Origin of the sequence: Streptococcus sp. HMSC056C01 (assembly GCF_001811305.1) — a bacterium.
In the GTDB taxonomy this organism is placed as follows: Bacteria; Bacillota; Bacilli; order Lactobacillales; family Streptococcaceae; genus Streptococcus.
In genome coordinates this window covers 122,607-143,655 of sequence record NZ_KV804192.1, presented here as the reverse complement: position 1 = coordinate 143,655, position 21,049 = coordinate 122,607, and the positions used below count along the sequence as shown (strand labels likewise).

The following is a 21,049-nucleotide window of genomic DNA, read 5'->3' as shown; positions in this document are numbered from 1 at the left end:
TATGAAAAATCAAATCTTTCTCTTTTTTTAATCTTCATGACAAAAGTGTTTAAAACACAAGTAAAAACCTCCACGTCAAGTGGAGGCAATCTTTTTATCAATACAATTTTAAGTCACGAGGGTCAACTGGGAAGGTTGGGTTGTATGGGTTATGACGAAGTTTAAAGTGTTTAACATCTTCAATAGTCTGAGTTCCAGACAATTGCATGACTGTCTTCAATTCCGCATTCAAGTGTTCAAAGACTTGACGCACACCGACACTACCGCCGAGAGCCAAGCCATAGATAACAGGGCGACCAATAGCTACCAAGTCTGCTCCTGAAGCCAAGGCTTTAAAGACGTGTTGACCACGACGAACACCTGAGTCAAAGACAATTGGCACACGTTTGTCAACTGCTTCTGCTACTTCTTGAAGTGAGTCAAAGGCAGCTGGTCCACCGTCGATTTGACGGCCACCGTGGTTGGTTACCCAGATACCAGAAGCTCCCGCAGCAAGCGAACGTTCAACATCCTCACGGCATTGTGGTCCCTTAACATAAACAGGAAGTCCTGAGTATTCAGCGATGAATTCTACATCTCGTGGAGACAGGCGTTGTTTAGCTGATTTGTAGACGAAGTCCATTGACTTACCAGCACCTTCAGGTAGGTATTCTTCTACGATTGGCATACCAACTGGGAATACAAAGCCATTACGCTTGTCCACCTCACGATTGCCCCCTACAGTAGCATCTGCTGTCAAGACAATCGCTTTATACCCTTCAGCCTTCACACGGTCCATGATATGGCGGTTGATACCGTCATCCTTACTAAAGTAAAATTGGAACCAGTGAGGTGTCCCTTGAAGAGCTTCTGTAATTTCTGGAAGATCTACAGTAGAGTAAGAGCTGGTTGTATAAAGAGAACCAAACTCATGTACACCACGCGCAGTAGCTACTTCACCTTGTTCATTTGCCAATTTATGAGCCGCAACAGGCGCCATAATGATTGGTGAAGACAATTTTTCACCTGCAAATTCAATCTCTGTACTTGGATTTTCAACATCGCAAAGAGTATGCGGAACAATGAGTTTGTGGTTAAAGGCACGGATGTTCTCGCGTAAAGTGAAAGTATCTTCTGCTCCACTAGCGATATAACCAAAGGCAGCTTTAGGAATGACTTGTTGCGCCATTGGCTCCAAATCATAGGTATTGATGAAATCTACATGACCTTCTGCATTACTTGTTTTAAATGACATAAAATTTCCTCCTTAATAAGTAAGCGCTTACTTTGTATGTTACAAAAACATCTTAACTCTTTTTTCAAAACTTTTCAAATATTTTGTTTGGAAATTTCAGAAATTTTATGTCTATGATAAAAAATCCTTATAACGGCAATAAAAAATACATATTATCCAAAGCTCTCTTTTAATGCTACAATAACTGTATCATTTTCCTAGATGGGAGGTTCTACTTTTGGATTGGTCCATTGTTGAACAATATCTACCACTCTATCAAAAGGCATTCTTTCTGACCTTGCATATTGCAGTTTGGGGAATTCTAGGTTCTTTTTTGCTGGGGCTCATCGTCAGCGTCATCCGGCATTACCGCCTTCCTGTTTTCTCCCAGTTGGCAACAGCCTATATCGAACTTTCACGAAATACACCCCTTTTGATACAACTTTTCTTTCTCTACTTCGGTCTACCTCGAATAGGGATTGTTCTTTCTTCAGAAGTCTGTGCAACAGTCGGGCTCATCTTTTTAGGTGGTTCCTACATGGCAGAATCCTTCCGAAGCGGGCTAGAAGCAGTCAGTCAAACCCAGCATGAAATTGGTTTAGCCATTGGGCTTACTCCATTTCAGGTTTTTCGCTACGTGGTTCTGCCACAAGCGACAGCGGTTGCTCTACCATCCTTTAGTGCCAATGTTATTTTCCTCATCAAGGAAACATCTGTCTTCTCAGCAGTTGCCCTTGCTGACCTTATGTATGTTGCTAAGGATTTGATAGGACTCTACTATGAGACAGATATTGCGTTAGCTATGTTGGTGGTTGCTTACCTTATCATGCTTCTACCTATTTCACTAGTCTTTAGTTGGATAGAAAGGAGGCTCCGTCATGCAGGATTCGGGAATGCAAGTACTCTTTCAGGGAAATAATCTCCTGAGAATCTTACAAGGATTGGGCGTCACGATTGGGATTTCTATCCTGTCTGTCCTCTTATCCATGATTTTCGGAACGGTGATGGGAATTATCATGACCTCCCATTCTAGAATCATACGATTTTTAACACGATTGTATCTGGAATTTATCCGTATCATGCCTCAGTTGGTACTTCTCTTTATCGTTTACTTTGGCTTGGCTCGAAACTTTAATATCAATATCTCAGGTGAGACTTCAGCTATTATTGTTTTCACCCTCTGGGGAACAGCTGAAATGGGAGACTTGGTACGTGGAGCTATAACTTCCCTCCCTAAGCATCAGTTTGAGAGCGGACAAGCGCTTGGTTTAACTAAAGTGCAACTCTACTACCATATCATTATCCCTCAAGTTTTGAGAAGGCTTCTACCGCAAGCCATCAATCTTGTCACTCGGATGATTAAAACAACTTCCTTGGTTGTTTTGATTGGAGTTGTTGAGGTTACCAAGGTTGGACAACAAATCATCGATAGCAATCGCTTAACCATCCCAACCGCTTCCTTTTGGATATATGGAACCATCCTAGTCTTGTATTTCGCAGTTTGCTTCCCTATTTCCAAACTATCTACTCATCTAGAAAAACATTGGAGGAATTAAATGTCTGAAACTATTTTAGAAATCAAGGAACTAAAAAAATCCTTCGGAGACAATCCTATCCTCCAAGGACTTTCTTTAGATATTAAAAAGGGGGAAGTGGTCGTCATCCTAGGACCATCTGGTTGTGGGAAAAGTACCCTCCTTCGTTGCCTCAATGGTTTAGAAAGTATTCAAGGAGGAGATATCCTGCTGGATGGCCAGTCCATCGTTGAAAATAAAAAAGATTTTCACCTGGTTCGCCAAAAGATTGGTATGGTCTTTCAAAGTTATGAACTCTTTCCTCACTTGGATGTCCTTCAAAACCTCATCCTAGGCCCTATCAAGGCTCAAGGGAGAGACAAAAAAGAGGTTACTGAAGAAGCTTTACAACTACTGGAACGTGTCGGACTTCTAGATAAACAACATAGCTTCGCTCGCCAACTATCTGGTGGACAAAAGCAACGGGTTGCGATCGTCCGTGCCCTGCTCATGCATCCAGAAATTATCCTCTTTGACGAGGTGACTGCTTCACTGGATCCAGAAATGGTGCGTGAGGTTCTGGAACTGATCAATGACTTGGCACAGGAAGGGCGCACTATGATTCTGGTAACCCATGAAATGCAGTTTGCCCAAGCTATTGCGGATCGTATCATCTTCCTTGACCAAGGGAAGATTGCTGAAGAAGGAACGGCTCAAGAATTCTTCACAAATCCACAAACCAAACGAGCACAAGAATTTTTAAATGTCTTTGACTTTAGCCAGTTTGGCTCATATCTATAATGAATAAAGGAGATTATTATGAAACTACTCAAACCAATTCTAACTGTTTTTGCTCTAGCATTTGCGCTTATCTTCGTCACAGCTTGTAGTTCAGGCGGAAGCTCTGATGCTTCATCTACAAAGGCAACTGCCAAGGCTCGCACCATTGATGAAATTAAAAAGAGTGGTGAACTTCGAATCGCGGTATTTGGAGACAAAAAACCATTTGGTTATGTTGACAACGACGGTTCTTACCAAGGTTACGATATCGAACTAGGGAATCAATTAGCACAAGACCTTGGTGTAAAGGTCAAATACGTTTCTGTCGATGCTGCCAACCGTGCTGAATACTTGATTTCAAACAAGGTTGATATCACCCTGGCTAACTTTACAGTTACTGACGAACGTAAGAAACAAGTTGACTTTGCCCTTCCTTACATGAAAGTTTCTCTCGGTGTTGTGTCACCAAAAGATAAAGTCATCAAGGACGTTAAAGAACTTGAAGGCAAAACCTTGATTGTTACAAAAGGAACGACTGCTGAAACTTACTTTGAGAAAAATCACCCAGAAGTAAAACTTCAAAAATACGACCAATATAGCGATGCCTACCAAGCCCTTCTTGATGGACGTGGAGATGCCTTCTCTACTGACAATACTGAAGTCCTAGCTTGGGCACTTGAAAACAAGGGATTTGAAGTAGGAATTACTTCTCTTGGTAATCCAGATACTATTGCACCAGCAGTTCAAAAAGGTAACCAAGAACTGCTTGACTACATCAACCAAGAAATCGAAAAATTAGGAAAAGAAAACTTCTTCCACAAGGCTTATGAAAAAACACTTCACCCAACTTACGGTGATGCTGCTAAAGCAGATGACCTGGTTGTTGAAGGCGGAAAAGTCGACTAATACTCTTCGAAAATCTCTTCAAACTACGTCAGCTTCGCCTTGCCGTACTCAAGTACAGCCTGCGGCTAGCTTCCTAGCTTGCTCTTTGATTTTCATTGAGTATAACATCCAATAAAATCACAAAAAGAAATCAGGTAATCCTAGCGACTACCTGATTTTTATATACCTTAAGCATTTTGCCAATTTTCTTGGTCTTCTTTAAATCGTTTTAGGAGGTCAAGTCCTTCTGGTGTGATATAGCCTTCTTCTTGGGCTAGGTGAATGAGCTCGCTGTAGTTTGAAAGTGTTACTAGTTTGACACCAGCATCTGCAAAGTTCTTGTCTGCTTTTGGCAATTGATAGCTAAAGATAGCTACAACACCCAGAACATCTGCTCCTTCACGTTTGGCAGCTGCCACTGCTTCGAGAACTGAACCACCTGTTGAAATCAAATCTTCAACAACGACCATCTTTTGTCCTTGGGCTACACGGCCTTCGATTTGATTTCCAGCACCGTGATCTTTTGGTTTGCTACGGATATAGGCAAATGGCAAGTTCATCTTGTCAGCAATGATGGCGCCATGCGGAATGCCTGCAGTCGCTGTTCCTGCAATCACTTCTACTTCTGGGAATTCTGCCTTGATGGCTTCCACAAAACCATTTTCAATCAAGCTACGCGTTTCTGGGTAAGCAAGCGTCACACGGTTGTCCGTATAAATCGGTGACTTAATGCCTGATGCCCAAGTAAAAGGTTCTTCTGGCTTGAGGTAAACGGCTTGAATTTTCAATAGATGGCTAGCAATGTCTTTAGCAAGTGTCATGGGATTCTCCTTTGTATTTTATACTTTATTCTTATTTCCAGTCTCGTGTCCACTCATCCTTGATAGCATGATAAGCTGCTACTGGATCAGTGGCTTGAGTGATTGGGCGTCCGACAACGATATAGTCACTACCAATCTGATAAGCATCTGCAGGTGTCATAACTCGTTTTTGGTCTCCAACTGCAGCTCCTGATGGACGAATACCTGGTGTCAGACAGATAAAGTCTTGGTTGGTAGCTTCTTTGATGAGCTTGACTTCCTGAGCCGAGCAAACCACACCATCCAAACCGGCTTCAGCAGTTTTCTTGGCATAGTGAATAACCGATTCTTGAAGGCTGGTTTGAATATTTTGAAAGTCTCTCATTTGTTCTTCAGAAGTTGAAGTCAACTGGGTAACAGCAATCAATTTGGCTTCTTTTCCAAGACCTTCACGCGCAGCCTTCATCATCTCTACGCCACCTGCTGCGTGAACGTTGGTCATGTCAACGCCCAGATTAGACAAAACCTTCATGGCTGACTTGACCGTATTGGGAATATCATGGAGTTTGAGATCCAGAAAGACGCTATGTCCCAAACCTTTCAAATACGAAATAATCTCCGGACCTGTAGCGTAATAGAGCTCCATACCTACCTTTAGATAGAGGCTCTCTTCCGCTGGAAAAAGAGCTAAAAACTTCTTGACTTCCTCAAAACTTGGAAAATCAAGAGCAATAACTGGACGAGATTCGCGCATACTTTTCTCCTTTTACCTTTGTGAGCTAGAGAGCATGAAAAAAGGAACCTGCCTACAGCAAGGTTCCACGAAAAATGGGTAGAATCCACCCTTTCACCGTCTAACCTTAGCTGCCTCTCTGGACTGCTTTAAAGGTTTTTTACTATTCTATTATTTAAAGCGGTACTTGTCAAGTAAAAACCAGTGATTGAACTTGTAGAAATCATGACTCATCATCAAGTCAACAGAATCATCTTAATCTTAACGACTCTGTGATTGTTGGGTTGTTTGATTTTGACTCTGAGTTTGATTCCCCTGCTCTTCTTGTTTTTTCTTTTCTTCTTCCTGCTTCTTCTTTTCCTCTTCTTTAGCTTTGATTCTTGCTTCTTCTAAAGCCTTATCCGTCAAGCTATAACTATAGATCCCAACTTCCATATCAATACCGCTTGGAACTGTTAATTGGGGTTTAATCTTACTATAGTAAGGCAATTTTTTACCTAGTTCTGATAAAGGAACCAAAATCTCATCCGTATCATACATGGTAATCTTGAGCAGATCACTGGTTACACTAGTTGGAGCCAATTCAATCGTTTTGATCGCCTGCTTAATCTCTGGGTTGACTTCAGCTAGTTGTTCAATCAAGGTTTTGACTTGCTGCTCATCGTTAAAGAGTACGGACATATAGGTTTCTGGAAGACTGACTAGACTAACTGGACTGGTTTCCACCGTCCCACTAGAAAGAATCGGATAATGGTCCTCTCCAGAAACATAATAGGCTACAATCCCGTATTCCTTGACCTGGATGGTGAAATTGGTCGGGAATTGATAGCGAATGCTAGCAGATTCAATCCAGTGATTGGACTTAATCATCTCAGCATGTTTGTCTTTATTGAGGAGCAGACCAAAGGTATAGTCACTATCACGAATCCCTGAAGCCTCTTTGATTTGGTCTGCATTGGTCTCTACCGTACCAGTAACCTCTATGTTTTTCAAAGTTGAGTATGGCGTCAAAAGATAGATGGAAAAGAACAAGACAAGCAAACTTGGGATTAGAATCGTAACAGCACGCCAGATATGAACACTTGGAATAGAAGGCTTAGCAATTTTTTCCTTAGACTTAGTTCTCTTTTCTTCTACTTTTGTTTCTTCAGATTTTTCTTCAGATTTTTCATCCTCTTCTTCTACTTGTTCTGTCTCAGTAGTTTCCTCCTCATTTTCAAGCGAGGACTGGTCTTCTGCACTTTCCTTCTGCTCTTCAGGATTAGAATCTAAATCCTCTTCCTCCTCAGTATCTTCAGATAAGTCTGACTCTTGTTCTTCCTTGGTCTCTTCCTCAGCCTTTTTACGCAGATATTCACGGTTCTGCTTCTGCCACTCTGATAAAGTGGTTTCTTCTTCCGGAGCTTTTGCAACTTCTTTTTTATTGGTATCTGCTTGGGCCTTTTCTTTGACTAGTTGGGCCTCTTCTTCAGCTTTTTTTTGAAGATATTCTTGATTTCGTTTTTGCCACTCTGACAATTCCTTGCCTTGAGTTGGCTCTTGTTTCTTATCCTTTGACATCGATTTTCCTTATGATAGATCTTTTGTTAGTAGCGCATAAAAATCCGCCACAGATTTTAATTCATGAGAATTCTTCATCGTGTTCTGGTAGTCTTCTTTGTGGGTCAAAAGCTTGCTTACTTTTTCTTCTAAAGTAGACAAGGTCAAATCGCCCTCTTGCAACTCCTCAGCATAGCCTTTTTTCACAAAGTAAGCCGCATTTTCAATCTGATCTCCACGGCTAGCTTCACGCCCTAGAGGGACAATGACATGCAATTTAGCCATAGCAAGAAGTTCAAAAATCGTATTGGCACCACCACGAGTGATGACTACATCAGCCATATTCATGAGCGGTTGATAGAGGTCAGTCACGTAGTCAACACGGTAGAGGTTTGAACTTAGTTCATTTAAGCTAGCATCCCCTGTTAGGTTGATGATATTATAACGACTAGTCAGTTCTTCCTTATGGTCTGTAACTAATTGGTTAAAGACACGCGCCCCAGCAGAACCTCCGACGAAAAGAAGAGTTGGTAGCTTATCATTGAAAGAAGTTCGGATATCCACCATTTCTTCAGGCTCTTCCATAATTGGTCCAGAAACCTTGGTCACGGCTCCTACATGCTCTACCTTAGTGAGGCTAGACGCTTGCTCAAAAGTAGAGTACATCTTAGTCGCAAACTTATAGGCGATTTTATTGGCCAATCCCATAGAGAGATCAGACTCGTGGATGAAGACTGGTACTCTGCATACTCGCGCTGCGATAACAGGCGGAACAGATACAAATCCACCCTTAGAAAAGAGGGCTTGTGGACGAACTCGAAGCATGATAAAGAGCGATTGAAGAATTCCAAAAGCAACCTTAAAGACGTCAACCATATTTTGCCATGAGAAATATCGACGTAATTTCCCTGTTGCAATCGAATGGAAGGTAACATCTAAACCTGACTTGAGAATTTCATGATGCTCAATCCCATTTTTATCACCAATATAGTGGACTTCCCAGCCATCTTCGATGAACTTAGGCATTAATAAAAGGTTGAGGGTAACGTGTCCAACCGTTCCCCCACCTGTAAATACTATTTTTTTCATATTATCCCTTTAACTCCGCTACAGTGTCGATGAAAAGATCTCCACGTACCTCAAAGTTGGCATACATATCCCAGCTAGCATTAGCAGGACTGAGGAGAACCACATCTCCTTCTTCCGCAATTTCATAAGCCTTTCGAGTTGCGTCAGCAATATCTGTTGCATCCACATAAGCCACACCAGCCTTATCTGCTGCACGTTTGACACGCTCTGCAGACTGACCGAGGATGACCATTTTCTTGAGTCCTTTAATATCCGGCACTAATTCATCAAACTCATTTCCACGGTCCAACCCACCAGCAATCAAGATAACCTTGTTATTGTCAAATCCAGACAAGGCTTTTTGAGTTGCCAAGATATTGGTTGACTTACTATCGTTGTAGAATTTCACCCCATTGATTTGGTCTACAAACTGGAGACGGTGCTTCACACCACCAAAGGCTGACAAGGTTTCCTTAATGATTTCATTGTCCACACCACGAAGTTTAGCTACAGCAATGGTTGCAAGAGCATTTTCCACATTGTGGCTACCAGGAACTCCGATTTCATCAGCTGCCATGACTTTTTCACCACGGAAGTAAAGAAGACCATCTTCAAGATAAGCACCGTCAACCTTTTCAAGGGTTGAGAATGGTACTACAGTCGCGTTTGTCTTTGTAGCAAGCTCTTTAGCTAATTCCTGGTTGAAGTTCAATACTAAGTAATCAGCCGCTGTCATATTGCTTTGAATATTCCACTTAGCTTCGACATAGGCTTCAAAAGAACCGTGATAGTCAATATGTGTTGGCATCAGGTTGGTGATAACAGCAATTTCAGGATGGAATTCCTGAATTCCCATTAATTGGAAAGAAGAAAGTTCCATGACAAGGGTATCCTTATCTGTTGCTGTCTGAGCTACCTGGCTTGCAGGGTAACCAATGTTACCTGATAAAAGCCCATTTTGTCCTGCAGCAGTCAGAACTTCTCCAATCATGGTTGTGGTCGTAGTCTTACCATTTGAACCAGTAATACCAACAATCGGTGCATCAGAAATCAAGTAGGCCAACTCAACCTCTGTCAAGACTGGAATGCCTTTTTCTAAAGCTTTTTCAATCATCGGGTTGCTATAAGGAATTCCTGGATTTTTTACCATGAGGGCAAAATCTTCATCCAATAATTCCAAAGGATGTCCACCAGTGACAACCTTGATTCCCTCTTCCAAAAGGCTCTGAGCTGCTGGATTTTCCTCAAAAGGTTTGCCATCATTCACCGTTACAATGGCGCCCAACTTGTCCAAGAGACGAGCTGCAGATTCACCTGATTTAGCTAAACCTAGGACTAATACTTTCTTATTTTCAAATTGATCAATTCGTTTCATATCTAGAACTCCATTTCTACTCTTACTATTTTACCATTTTTATGAAAATAAAAAAGCCACAAAGGGCTTTCTTATTTGTTTTTGTCCTCTACTAATTATTCTACAGACTTGAGGGCTTCTAACATATCCACCTTTTGGAGATAATGATTGACAAAAACTCCTAGGATGGTCAAAATGACACTGACGGCTAGAACTGGGATGAGATAAACTTCCCAGCCGACCTTCGGTTGAAAACGGAAGGTACCGGGTGCGATCATCTGAATGAGAAATTGATGGAGATAAAAGCCTGATACCAATCCTACAATCATTCCAATTAGTGACAATAGGATGGTTTCCCGATAGATGTAAAGGGTCACTTCTTTGTTATGAAAACCAAGAACCTTGATGGTTGAGAGTTCCCGAATCCGTTCAGCAACATTGATATTGGTCAAATTATAGAGAATCACGATGGCTAATAGCACCGATACCAGCACCAAAATCGCCATGGTATGATTCAGAGAATTAGCAAAACTTTCAAAGAGCTGAATGGTTGAGGCATTTTGAACGAGGCCACTAACAGCCGCCTGGTCCATAAATTCTCCTGCGACTCTTTCAGTATTCCCTTCACTTTTATCCTTAAGTTGGACCAGATAGGTGTTCATCTTGGGAGCTTGACCGTAAATTTTTTCATAGGTCGCCTGATTCATATAAACAAAATGGCCTACGTAGTGTTCGGTAATGGCTCCAACCTTAAAGGTTTTTCCATCTATTGTAAAGTTGTCACCTAGGGAAACTCCTGCCAACTGGGCTAATTTTTCAGTCAGAACAAGTCCGTTAGATAAGCTCAGTTTTTCCCCATTTTTTTCTAAATGGACAAAGGGATCCAGATCATCTTGATCCGTTACCATCATGGTCACGGTTTGAACACCTGCCTTGCCAGCATACTTTTCCTCAACCTGTTTGGAAGAAATTAAACGATAGTTTTCAACTTCATCACTCTGCAATTTTTCTTCTAGCTTTGCCTTATCAGAATCTGAAGCTCGAGAATTGACAGAGAGAATCATCTGATATTGTTGAAGATCCTTAAACTGTCTGTCAGCAACTCCTACCACAGAAGATTGGATACCAAGCCCTGCAAAGAGGAGAGCTACTGAACCTGCAACCCCAAAAATGGTCATCATCATGCGTTGTTTGTATCGGAAAATATTGCGGGCAGTTACCTTTTGGGTAAAGCTCAAATGAGACCAGATAAAGGTTATCCGCTCCAAGAGAATCTTTGAGCCCTTGACTGGCGGCTTGGGTAGTAATAATTGTGCTGCTTCTTCATGCAATTCTCTATGAGATACAAGGTAGGCAGGTAGGACACTAGCTACTAAGCTTAGTCCCAAAGCCAAGCAACTATAGGTCCAATAGAAATACTGCTGACTCTCACCAACGATCATTCGCTTAGTGATGATATGCGAAATAGTAGGTGCTAGGATGTAGTGACCAATCAGAATTCCTAGTAGAGTGCCAAGAGTACCAGCAACTAGACCGTAAATCACAAACTTAGCAATGATATCCTTGCTATGGTAGCCTAGAGCTTTGAAAATCCCTGCATTGGTCCTTTCCTCGTCTACAAATCGTGTCATGGTGGTAAAGGTAACCATGGCTGCTACGGCATAGAGAACAACTGGAAAGATATTCCCTACGGAACGAATACTCATGGCCGAGTTACTATACATGAGATAACCTTGACCAGTAGGAGAACTCTTTCGATTGTAGACATGATAGCTTGGCTCTGTCAGAGCATTGACTTCATCCTGACTAGTCTGCCATTTAGCCTTTTCGCTCGCTAGATTCGTTTCAGCTTGGCTCAGCTTTTCCTGTTCCTGCTTCAATTGCTTTTTTGCTTCTTCTAACTGACTAGAGACTTGACTTTTTTGTTGTTCTGGAAGTTGGTTTACTTGGTTTTCTTGATCTTGTAGACGCGTTTCGATTTCCTGTAGGCGTTTCTTGCCAGCTGTCAAGTTGGTCTCTGCTTCATCCAGTTGTTTCTTGCCCTCATCAAGGGACTCTTGGGCATCCTTCTTCATTTTCTCTAGCCGCGCTTGTCCATTATCAGCAACTAGTTCCTTTAGAGTCTCTTCTTCTTCCTCTAGCTTCTTTTCGTAATCACTAGAGAAAGGATTGACATCTGTTAGGCTAGCAAAGCGCAGGCGGGCAATCGTGTAAACAGAGCTCTTAAAATTTTCTTCAGTTACGACAGCGTAAGCTGCTAGATTCCCATTACCACTGGCTGAACTCCCCATATCTGATTTTGAAAAAATATCTGGAGAGTGAACAAAACCTGTAATGGTATAACTATCTCGCTTTAATTGAGAATTACTGCCATTCTTTTGACTCAAATGAATGACTTGACCAATCTGATAACGATCTTTCCAAAAATCAGCTAGAGCCAATTCATCTTCTTTTTCAGGCAAAAGCCCTTCCGTTACTTGAAATTTTGAAATCTTTTCAGTATTTGAAAAGATCCGTATGGCATCTTCACTGTTTGCCAGAGTCAAATCTGTCGTATAACCAAATTCGACATCTGCTCCTGATAGTGTTTGCAATTCTTCCTGGTCTGCCTGATCTAGACCGTAATCTGCTATGACAGTCATATCTGCGGCATTAGTTTCTTTCAGATAAGCCCCAGCTGTTCGCTCCATATTGGGACTGGCTACTTTGAGACCAACCACGGCTAAAGAACCTAACATCATTAGAGTTAGGATGGATAAAAACCGTCCCTTTGAACCTGTGAAAGACTGGAGCAGGTCTTTCCAATATGTCTTTCTTTTCATCTTAGTACTCCAAATCATCAATATCCTGTGGTTGAGGATTGAGGACAACACTCTTGACACTGGCATCATGCATCTGAATCACCCGATCAGCTATAGGAGCTAGGGAGGCATTATGGGTCACAATGATAACGGTAGCCCCCTTCTTACGTGACATATCTTGAAGAATCTTTAGAACCTGCTTACCAGTCTGGTAGTCCAAAGCTCCCGTTGGTTCATCACAAAGGAGAATTTTAGGATTTTTTGCCACCGCTCGAGCAATGGATACCCGTTGTTGCTCACCGCCTGACAGCTGAGCTGGAAAGTTATTTAGACGGTGCTCTAAGCCTACATCCTTGAGAACCTGCTCAGGATCCAAGGCATCAGCAACAATTTCTGAAGCCAGCTCAACATTTTCCTTAGCAGTCAAGTTAGAAACCAAATTGTAAAACTGAAAGACAAAGCCAACGTCATCTCTACGATAGTTGGTTCTCTGATGAGAAGTGAAATTCGAGATATTGGTTCCATCAATCCAGACTTGCCCTTCATCGTTTGTAGCCATACCGCCTAGAATATTTAAAACTGTTGACTTCCCTGCACCAGATGACCCAAGGATAATGACTAGTTCTCCCTTTTCAATCTCGAAGTTGACATCTCGATTGGCCACAATTTCCGTATCTCCAGTATGATACCTCTTATAGCTGTTTTTCATTTCAATATAAGCCATCCTATCTCCTCCTCTTCTATCCCTATTTTCATCTTTATTATAACTCTTTTGAGGATAGAAAGAAAGCTTATCCCTGTAGACTTTAGAGAGATTTTCAAAGTCCTCAGATGCGCTGAATTCAAGTCAGTATAGCCATGCCTTACTCACCATGTTTCTGATGCAATTCCTCTAGTTTGTTATTTTAGTTTTTTGTCAAATATCATCTTTGATCTTCTTTTGCAATTAACTGTTTAGCCAAAAAAGCGAACAAGACCAGTCTCTGTAGATCAGAAAACTAGTTTTGTCCGCTTTTTATTGTCGAGATCTGTTTCTTGGTCCAATCTCTATGACTTAGATGCTTTTACATCATTTTATTGGTCTTCTTTTTTCTTTCCCATTGCAAAGAGACCAAGAAGTGCTCCTACAACACCTGCTGTTGCAAGGGTTGCATTTTCCTTAGTACCTGTTTCAGGAAGGATATTTTGATGACTTGCAGGCGCTTGGTAGGTCTTGTCTTGTGACATAGCAAGAGCTACTTGTGACTGCTCATCTCTGTATGCTGGAGTTTCACCTGTAGTTGGGGCTGAACCATTCACACGTCCAGTAAATTCTGGAACTTGGTGACTAGTCCCTTCTCCACCAGGAACGCCACCTTCAAAGTGTGGAACTTGGTGGGTAGTTCCTTCTGAACCATTTACATGACCAGTGAACTCAGGTACTTCATGAACAGCGGCTTCTGCCCCATTGACACCGCCTGTAAATTCTGGAACCTCTACTACTGGTGCTGGCTCATCACCTGCTGTGCCAATGACTCCTGGGTACTCTGGGACTTCATGAACAGCGGCTTCTGCTCCATTGACACCGCCTGTAAATTCTGGAACTTCATGGATAGCTGGATCTGTTTTACCAGATACTTCTTTCTTAGTTCCGACTAAGACAATCTCATCTTGCGGTGCTTCAATAGTTTCGCGAAGTTTTTCAGTACGGCTTCCATCTAGTGCTACTTCAGTCAGGATACGTTCTTTACCTTCACGACCTGCTTGAGTTACACGAGTTTCACCTTCTGCTAGAGTTGGATCTTCTTTCTTCACTGTCTTGAAGCTGAGAGCTTCTTCTACCACTTCTAGGCTAGGAAGCTCTTCCTGAACAGCTGGGGCAACTTTTCCAGTTTCAACCTTTTCTTTGGTCAATTGGATACGGTATTCCTTGGCGTGTTTACCACTTTCTGAAACGAGACGTACCAAGACTGGAAGTTTATCGTCACCACTATCGACAACTGTTGCCGCTACGTTTTCACCAGCTTCAACGGTCACTTTAGGACGGTTTCCACTATAGGTTACTTGGTAATCCACACGAGCTTCAGAGAAGTCAGCAAGCTCTTTACCATCTACTAGAAGTTTAGAAGCTGTATTGTCTTTAGGAGCTTCACTTGGAGCGATAAAGGCCATTTCAGTGATAGCCACACCCTTCTTGTCTGCTTTTCTGTCCATGCGCCATCTCATAGCTTTAGCTTTGACTGGTGCAAAGGTTACATGGATGTCAGTTCCTGCTTGAACTTCTTGATCCGCACGGTATTCAACTTTCTCCCAGTTAGAAGGAGTATTGAATGGATGTTCTGGATCGTATGGTTGGTAGTTAGAGTAATATTCTGGTGAATCAAATTCTGGTCCAACATAGCGTTCTAGAACGAGTTTAGAAGGTGCATCTGTTCCACCATCTGCAAAGAAGCGAATGCTTCCTTCAGCTACTGTACGTTCAACAATTTTACCATTTTCTCTGAAGATAACCCCTACTGAAACTTCTGGATTTTCAGATGGAGTTGGAGACCAGTTGGTCCAACGACGGGTTTCATCATCTGAACCATCGTTAACATAATCTACACGGTCATGAGAGTTTGGATCAATATCGTTAGTTGCTGAGGCAAATGAACGGTTGCTATCATCATCGAAGTCTGGGTTGTCTGAAAGATTTTCTCCGAGTTTGTCTGTTACACGAACAGCCACTTCAGCAGTTAAATCAGTACCCAAAACGCGACCATGAACTGTAAATTCACCTGCTTTTGTTAGATTTTCTGCTGGAACTGCTTCCCAGTCAACAGCCAAGTCTTTCACTTCATAGTCAGATTTTCCTGTGAAGTAGACAGGAACTTTTGTTGGTAACTCAAGGGTTTGTCCTTTAGCAACCAAGCGAGATGATTTGGCAACAGCAACAGGTTTACTTGCGAGCAAATCTTTATCATTTGTGAAGTGTAGGCGGTATTCACCTAGGATATCTCCGTTTTCAGCCTTGACAACAACACGAACTGGATCTCCTTCACCTACGCTTGGTACAACTGTTGCAATACCATTTTCAGTGACATTTGCTGTAACAGCTGGAGCTTTTCCTTGGCTTGCTTCTAGATAGTAGTCAGTCAAGCCTGGGTTAAAGTTTGGCAAATCTTTTCCATCTACTTGGATTTTTGCTTGAGCATTCTTAGCTGCAGCTACTTGTTTAGAGAAGATTTGCATTTCTGTAATAGAAGTACCCCATTTACCATCTGGTCTAACCATGCGGATACGAACAGCATAAGTGTTGACTTTATCAAAGCTAAAGTGGGTCATTTCTCCAGCTCTGACTTGATCTGGAGCTTTAAGATTTGTTACTTCTTTCCAGTTTTTATCGTCATTAAAGACATGGTCTTCGCGTGCTACGAAGCTTGGATTCTTAGGAACTGTTGGAGTTTCTGAACCGACATAGTATTCGATGACATAGGATTTAGGTGCACCAACACCGTGGTCTTCGTGGAAGGCTACATTGAGGTTATCCACTGAACGTTTAGACATGATACCAGAATCACCAAAGAGAATTCCCACGGATGCTTCACTTGTACGGTTCCAGTTTGTCCAGCGGTTTGCTGGTTGGTTGTTATATGAAATTAGTTTGTCATTGACATTGGCTACTGAGTCACTTGGATTTGAGTCTGATGCAAAGGCAAGTGGCAATTCTGAACCAGTCCACTGGTCAGAAATATTAGCACCAGTTTCTGTCTGAGCAGACACACGAACATGAAGTTTAGTTGGTAGTTGAGTACCTTCGACATGTCCTGTCACAGTAAACTTGCCTTCTTGTGCGTATTGGCTTGGTTCAATTGCGTCCCAAGTTACTTTAGCTGAAGAGACTTGGCCATTTGAGTGGTAAGTACGAACGCTCTCTGGTAGTTGAGGAGCTTCTGCAACTGGAGTAGTTACGCTGACTTCTTCGACAGCAATGATACCTTCGACAGATACCTTAGCATGAGCTTCTTTCTCGATTCCTTCAACTTTACCTAAGACATCAAAGCTATGGTATTTAGCAAGGTCTTCCTTAGCAACTGCTTGCCAAGTTACCTTGTGAACCTTTGGAAATCCTTTGTCATACTCTACAGTTACAGTAGCAGGTAGACTTGGTTCTTGGTTCAAACCTGTCACGACACTAACTGGACGGATGGCTTGGACGACTTTATCTTCAGTATTTGCTTGAATGTTCAAGTCAATCTGACCTTCTGCTCCTTCAAATTGAGCTTTCAGAGTTACTTGACCAGGTTTATGCAATTCAAGCATACCTTTACGAACGGCTACATCTCCTTCACCTGTAGTTGAGAAGGTAACCTTATCAGCCTTCAAGACTGCTTGTGTACCGTCTTGATAGTGAGCCAAGACCTTGATACCGACAGTTTGGTTTTCTTTCAAAGTAGCCGCATTTTCAACTTCTAGGCTCAAACGTTCAATTTGTGGAGCTTCTTGTAGGAATTGGATAGCATAGGTTTGTAGTGGGCCACCATCGTTTGGTTGAACATGGATGCTTGCACGCATACCATTTGCTTCATTAGCTTGAATAACTGTCACTTGAGCATTTTCAGCTGTAGCTTTAACTTCTGGCAAAGCTACACCATAAGCAAGTTTATGGTATTTTACTGGTTGCTCAGTTGAAAGACCTTCTACAGCTTGGTCGGTTACGGTTACACTTGGAACTACTGGTGCAGATGCTTGACCTTCTGCGACTACAAAGGTCGCATCGATTTTATCTTCACCTGAAATTCCTTTAGCCTGGATACGAGAGCCTGGGATAGCTAATTTAGCTTGGTCTTCAGCTGCAACTTCCCACTTATCAACGTCATAGCTTCCTACGGTACCATCTGATAATACGTAAGATACAGATTTGTCAACTGAATTTAGGTCTGTATTTGGAGCGATTCTCTTGACTACAGGCAATTCTGCTTCGAGAGCCAAGACTTCAACACGCGCTTCTACATCACGTCCATCTGCTACACCCTTAACAGTCACAATTCCTGGTTCATTGACATCAACTGCTGACCATTCTACTGGAAGTTTTGTACGGCTACCATCACTGTAGATAAATGCTACCTTCTTAGGCATTTTCGGTGCTTGACCGATAACAGTACGAACTTTAGCAACTTCTGTACCCAAAACTGTTTTTTCAGCTTGGTCTTTCTTACCTGTAAAGATTGTAGTTTGATCAGATTTCAAGAGATCAGAGTGAGCAGTCAAGGTAAATTTACCAGCTTGCTCAGTTGATTTGACAATGACAACACCCTTACCATTGAAAGCCTTACGAACCCATGAACCGTCAGCTTGCTCTTTATAACGTTCACGGCTTGCTTGTTCACCGTTATCCACACCGACAATTTGACCTTGTCCATGCAACTGGAAGCGCACAAGGTTATTGGCAGTTGGAACTACATTACCAGCACTGTCAACGATTTCGTAGTAAATATAAGTGAGATCTTTTCCGTCTGCTGCGATAGCATTTTCTTCTTTGACTAGGCGAACACCTGCAGGTTCACCAGCAGTCGTAACCTTATCACGAGCAATTTCATTACCAGCCTCATCGCGAGCTACTGCTTCCAAGGTTCCAGGTTGATAAGCAACCTTCCACTCAAGGTAAAGTTCCTTGGCATTGGCACCTTCTTGGTAAGTACGGCCATCACTAGTTTGTTTCTTGTTAAAGGTTTTCTTACCTAGAGACTCGCCATTCAAGAACAGTTCCACACTGGCAGCATTTGAAAATGCACGAACAGGAATCTTACCATCTGCGTCCGCTACATTTGCTTTCAGAGTAGGATCTTCCCAGTTCCAGTGAGGAAGGAGGTGAACCATTGGTTTCTTCTGAGCAGAAACCCATTGGCTTTGGTACAAGTAATAGTCATTCTTAGGAATTCCGGCTGTATCTACGATACCAAAGTAAGAACTCTTAACTGGTGTGTTGTTTTGGTTGTGCCATGGAGTAGGCTCACCGATATAGTCGGTACCTGTCCAGATAAACTGACCTGCATAACCAGCATTGTCACGGTCAAAAGTCCACGATGCAGTGGCTGTTTTACCCCAACCAACACGGTCATTACCATAGTCTGATTGCTCATAATGACGATATGCTTGGTTGCTATGAACTAGCTCACTTTCTGGACGGAAATAGCTACCACGAGTACGAGTTGCTGAAGAAGTTTCTGAACCGTAAATCAACCAATTTGGATGCTTCGCACGAAGCTTCTTATAGTTGTCTTCTGAATAGTTAAATCCAACCGCATCAAGTTCGTTCGCAATCTTTTCATGATCACCACTACCATCACCAAAGCGGAACTTGTCTGCTCCCATAGTGACATAGCGTGTCTTATCAACTGCTTTAATAACTTGGACCAAGCGTTTTACAGTCGCTAGAGAACGAGCCTTACCGTCTGCTTCACCGATTTCATTACCGATAGACCACATGAAGATAGCAGGGTTGTTTTTGCCTCTTTCGACCATTGTACGTAGGTCAAAGTCAGACCATTTTTCACCTTTTTTAGCATCTGGGTGAGTGGCGTCTTTGTCAAAGAAACGTCCGTAGTCATACTGTTTCTTACCACCGTACCAAGTATCGAAGGCTTCTTCTTGCACCAACAAACCTAGTTCTGCAGCGATCTGCAACGTTTGCTCACTAGCTGGGTTGTGGGTTGTACGGATAGAGTTCACACCCATATCCTTCATCTGTTTCAGACGACGGTATTCTGCCTTATAGTTTTCTTCAGCCCCTAGAGCTCCGTGGTCGTGGTGAAGAGAAACTCCATGGAATTTAATGCGTTCACCATTCAAAGAGAAGCCTTCATTTGGTGTCCAGTTATAGTAACGGTAACCAAACAAGTCCTTCTTAGCATCTACCAATTGGCCGTCACGATAAACACGAGTCACTAATTCATAAAGAGCCGGTTTATCGTTAAGAACTGTCCAGAGTTTTGGTTTCTCAACTTGCAAAATAGCATTCAAACTAGTTGATTGATGAGCTTTCAAGACTTGGCTATCTGTACGAACTGCGTCCGTTACAGCCTGACCATTTCGTTCAATAATTTGGTATTCAGCAACAATTTCATGATCTTTGTCATCTGTATTGACGATCTTACTTGTTACATGAGTATCAACCTTACCATTTTGTTGTTTTTCAAGGTCTGGTGTTAAGATAGTTGTTCCATTTTTCTCAGCATGAACCTTATCTGTGACTTGAAGGGTAACATCGCGGTAAATACCACTTCCTGAGTACCAACGGCTACTTGGTTGTTTGTTGACCGCATGTACAGCCACGACATTCTCACGACCATCTTTATTGAGATAATCAGTGATGTCATAAGAGAATTGGTTGTAACCATTTGGATAGTGACCAACTAGCTGACCGTTTACATAGACTTGCGAATCCATATAAACTCCATCAAAGACCAGGCGAACATTCTTGTTAAGGTCTTTTTCATCAAGTTTAAAGGTCTTGCGATACCAAGCATCACCACCATTGAGTTGTCCACCTTCGTTTTGGGCAGGAGAATCGTGATCGAAGTCATTGTAGATACTCCAGTCATGAGGAAGGTCTAATTTCTTCCAGCTTGATACATCTGCATCTGGTTTGATAGCGTCTTTGGCATTAGCATTAAGTTTAAAATGCCAGTTTTGGTTAAATTCTACTTTACGGTCCTCAACCAATTGATTTACCTCCTCACTGGTAGCCGGTTTTAGATCCGGTTTTTCCGTTTGAGCAGATTGATCTTTAGTAATTGCTTGAGGTTTCTTATCTAAGATGGAATCCTCTTTTTTGTCAGAATCTGACTGTACAGTTTGATCATCCCGTGCCTTTTCAACTGCATGAGCTGGTGTAGCAACTTCACTTGCAGCTGATTCAGTTGATGCTGGCTGTTCTGGACTTCTTGTTTCACCAAGTTCCTCTTTATGAGAATCATCCTCTACTTTTTCTGCAGCAACTGCAATTGGAGTTTCATCAGCTGAAACTGGGTTTGCACCAGCTACACTTGCACCAAATAAGACTGAGCAAGTACCGATGACTACAGAGCAAGTTCCAACGGTAAATTTTCGGATACTATACACTCTTTTTCGATTCCAATGATCTTTTCTCATAAGATCCTCCTTATATTCGTAACCGCTTCCAATTTTATGTAAGCGCTCTACTTTTTCAGTAGTATTTTGCTTCTATTTTATAAAATAATATAAGAAACTTCAATACTGGCAGCATAAAAATCATACTTTTGATTCTTTTTTCTATAATTAGTAGAAAACTTTGAAAATCTGAATGTACATTTAGTGAATGATTTTACTAAAAAAGGCGGTAGGACGGAAATCGATAGACAAAGTCTCGATTTCGTAGTCC

At 42.0% G+C, this 21,049-nt stretch carries 12 protein-coding genes and 3 pseudogenes; 4 read left to right on the top strand and 11 right to left on the bottom strand.

Annotated elements, in window-relative coordinates; translation table 11 throughout:
- Positions 1-97 precede the first annotated feature (97 nt).
- On the bottom strand, positions 98-1,234 hold the full coding sequence (gene lctO, locus HMPREF2795_RS03190; RefSeq protein WP_049509556.1) for an L-lactate oxidase: 1,137 nt from the start codon (positions 1,232-1,234) through the stop codon (positions 98-100).
- Between the two features lie 217 nt (positions 1,235-1,451).
- Between lctO and HMPREF2795_RS03185 the strand changes: the two genes are divergently transcribed.
- Genes HMPREF2795_RS03185 through HMPREF2795_RS03170 form a run of 4 tightly spaced genes read left to right on the top strand, consistent with a single transcriptional unit; the run spans position 1,452 to position 4,413 of the window.
- On the top strand, positions 1,452-2,132 hold the full coding sequence (locus tag HMPREF2795_RS03185) for an amino acid ABC transporter permease (RefSeq protein ID WP_000384100.1): 681 nt from the start codon (positions 1,452-1,454) through the stop codon (positions 2,130-2,132).
- Complete coding sequence (locus HMPREF2795_RS03180; protein ID WP_075228220.1) at positions 2,092-2,769, top strand: amino acid ABC transporter permease; 678 nt, start codon at positions 2,092-2,094, stop codon at positions 2,767-2,769. The genes HMPREF2795_RS03185 and HMPREF2795_RS03180 overlap by 41 nt, the downstream gene beginning before the upstream one ends.
- Complete coding sequence (locus HMPREF2795_RS03175) at positions 2,770-3,528, top strand: amino acid ABC transporter ATP-binding protein (RefSeq protein WP_049525881.1); 759 nt, start codon at positions 2,770-2,772, stop codon at positions 3,526-3,528.
- 18 nt (positions 3,529-3,546) lie between these two features.
- Entirely contained in the window at positions 3,547-4,413 is an 867-nt protein-coding gene (locus HMPREF2795_RS03170; RefSeq protein WP_075228219.1) for a cysteine ABC transporter substrate-binding protein, read from the top strand.
- A gap of 167 nt (positions 4,414-4,580) precedes the next feature.
- Here the strand turns inward: HMPREF2795_RS03170 and pyrE are convergent, their stop codons facing one another.
- The 10 genes and pseudogenes from pyrE to HMPREF2795_RS11065 all read right to left on the bottom strand — a co-directional run.
- Positions 4,581-5,213, bottom strand: a complete 633-nt coding sequence (gene pyrE, locus HMPREF2795_RS03165; protein WP_000170888.1) for an orotate phosphoribosyltransferase — start codon at positions 5,211-5,213, stop codon at positions 4,581-4,583.
- Between the two features lie 31 nt (positions 5,214-5,244).
- On the bottom strand, positions 5,245-5,946 hold the full coding sequence (gene pyrF, locus HMPREF2795_RS03160; RefSeq protein ID WP_075228218.1) for an orotidine-5'-phosphate decarboxylase: 702 nt from the start codon (positions 5,944-5,946) through the stop codon (positions 5,245-5,247).
- A gap of 240 nt (positions 5,947-6,186) precedes the next feature.
- Positions 6,187-7,485, bottom strand: a complete 1,299-nt coding sequence (locus tag HMPREF2795_RS03155) for a cell division protein FtsQ/DivIB (RefSeq protein WP_075228217.1) — start codon at positions 7,483-7,485, stop codon at positions 6,187-6,189.
- 9 nt (positions 7,486-7,494) lie between these two features.
- Positions 7,495-8,553 carry a UDP-N-acetylglucosamine--N-acetylmuramyl-(pentapeptide) pyrophosphoryl-undecaprenol N-acetylglucosamine transferase gene (locus tag HMPREF2795_RS03150; RefSeq protein WP_075228216.1) on the bottom strand — a complete coding sequence of 353 codons (1,059 nt, stop codon included), beginning with the start codon at positions 8,551-8,553 and terminating at the stop codon, positions 7,495-7,497.
- Between the two features lies 1 nt (position 8,554).
- Positions 8,555-9,907 carry a UDP-N-acetylmuramoyl-L-alanine--D-glutamate ligase gene (gene murD, locus HMPREF2795_RS03145; protein ID WP_060956045.1) on the bottom strand — a complete coding sequence of 451 codons (1,353 nt, stop codon included), beginning with the start codon at positions 9,905-9,907 and terminating at the stop codon, positions 8,555-8,557.
- Between the two features lie 95 nt (positions 9,908-10,002).
- A complete protein-coding gene (locus HMPREF2795_RS03140) occupies positions 10,003-12,708 on the bottom strand; it encodes an ABC transporter permease (protein ID WP_075228215.1) in 2,706 nt (901 codons plus the stop codon).
- A 1-nt stretch (position 12,709) separates the two neighbouring features.
- Entirely contained in the window at positions 12,710-13,411 is a 702-nt protein-coding gene (locus tag HMPREF2795_RS03135) for an ABC transporter ATP-binding protein (protein WP_075228214.1), read from the bottom strand.
- A gap of 350 nt (positions 13,412-13,761) precedes the next feature.
- A pseudogene (locus tag HMPREF2795_RS11070) lies at positions 13,762-14,274 on the bottom strand (SIALI-17 repeat-containing surface protein); the annotation flags it as partial.
- 32 nt (positions 14,275-14,306) lie between these two features.
- A pseudogene (bgaA, locus tag HMPREF2795_RS03130) lies at positions 14,307-20,421 on the bottom strand (LPXTG-anchored adhesin/beta-galactosidase BgaA); the annotation flags it as partial.
- Positions 20,422-20,631: 210 nt separating this feature from the next.
- A pseudogene (locus tag HMPREF2795_RS11065) lies at positions 20,632-20,799 on the bottom strand (YSIRK-type signal peptide-containing protein); the annotation flags it as partial.
- Positions 20,800-21,049 lie beyond the last annotated feature (250 nt).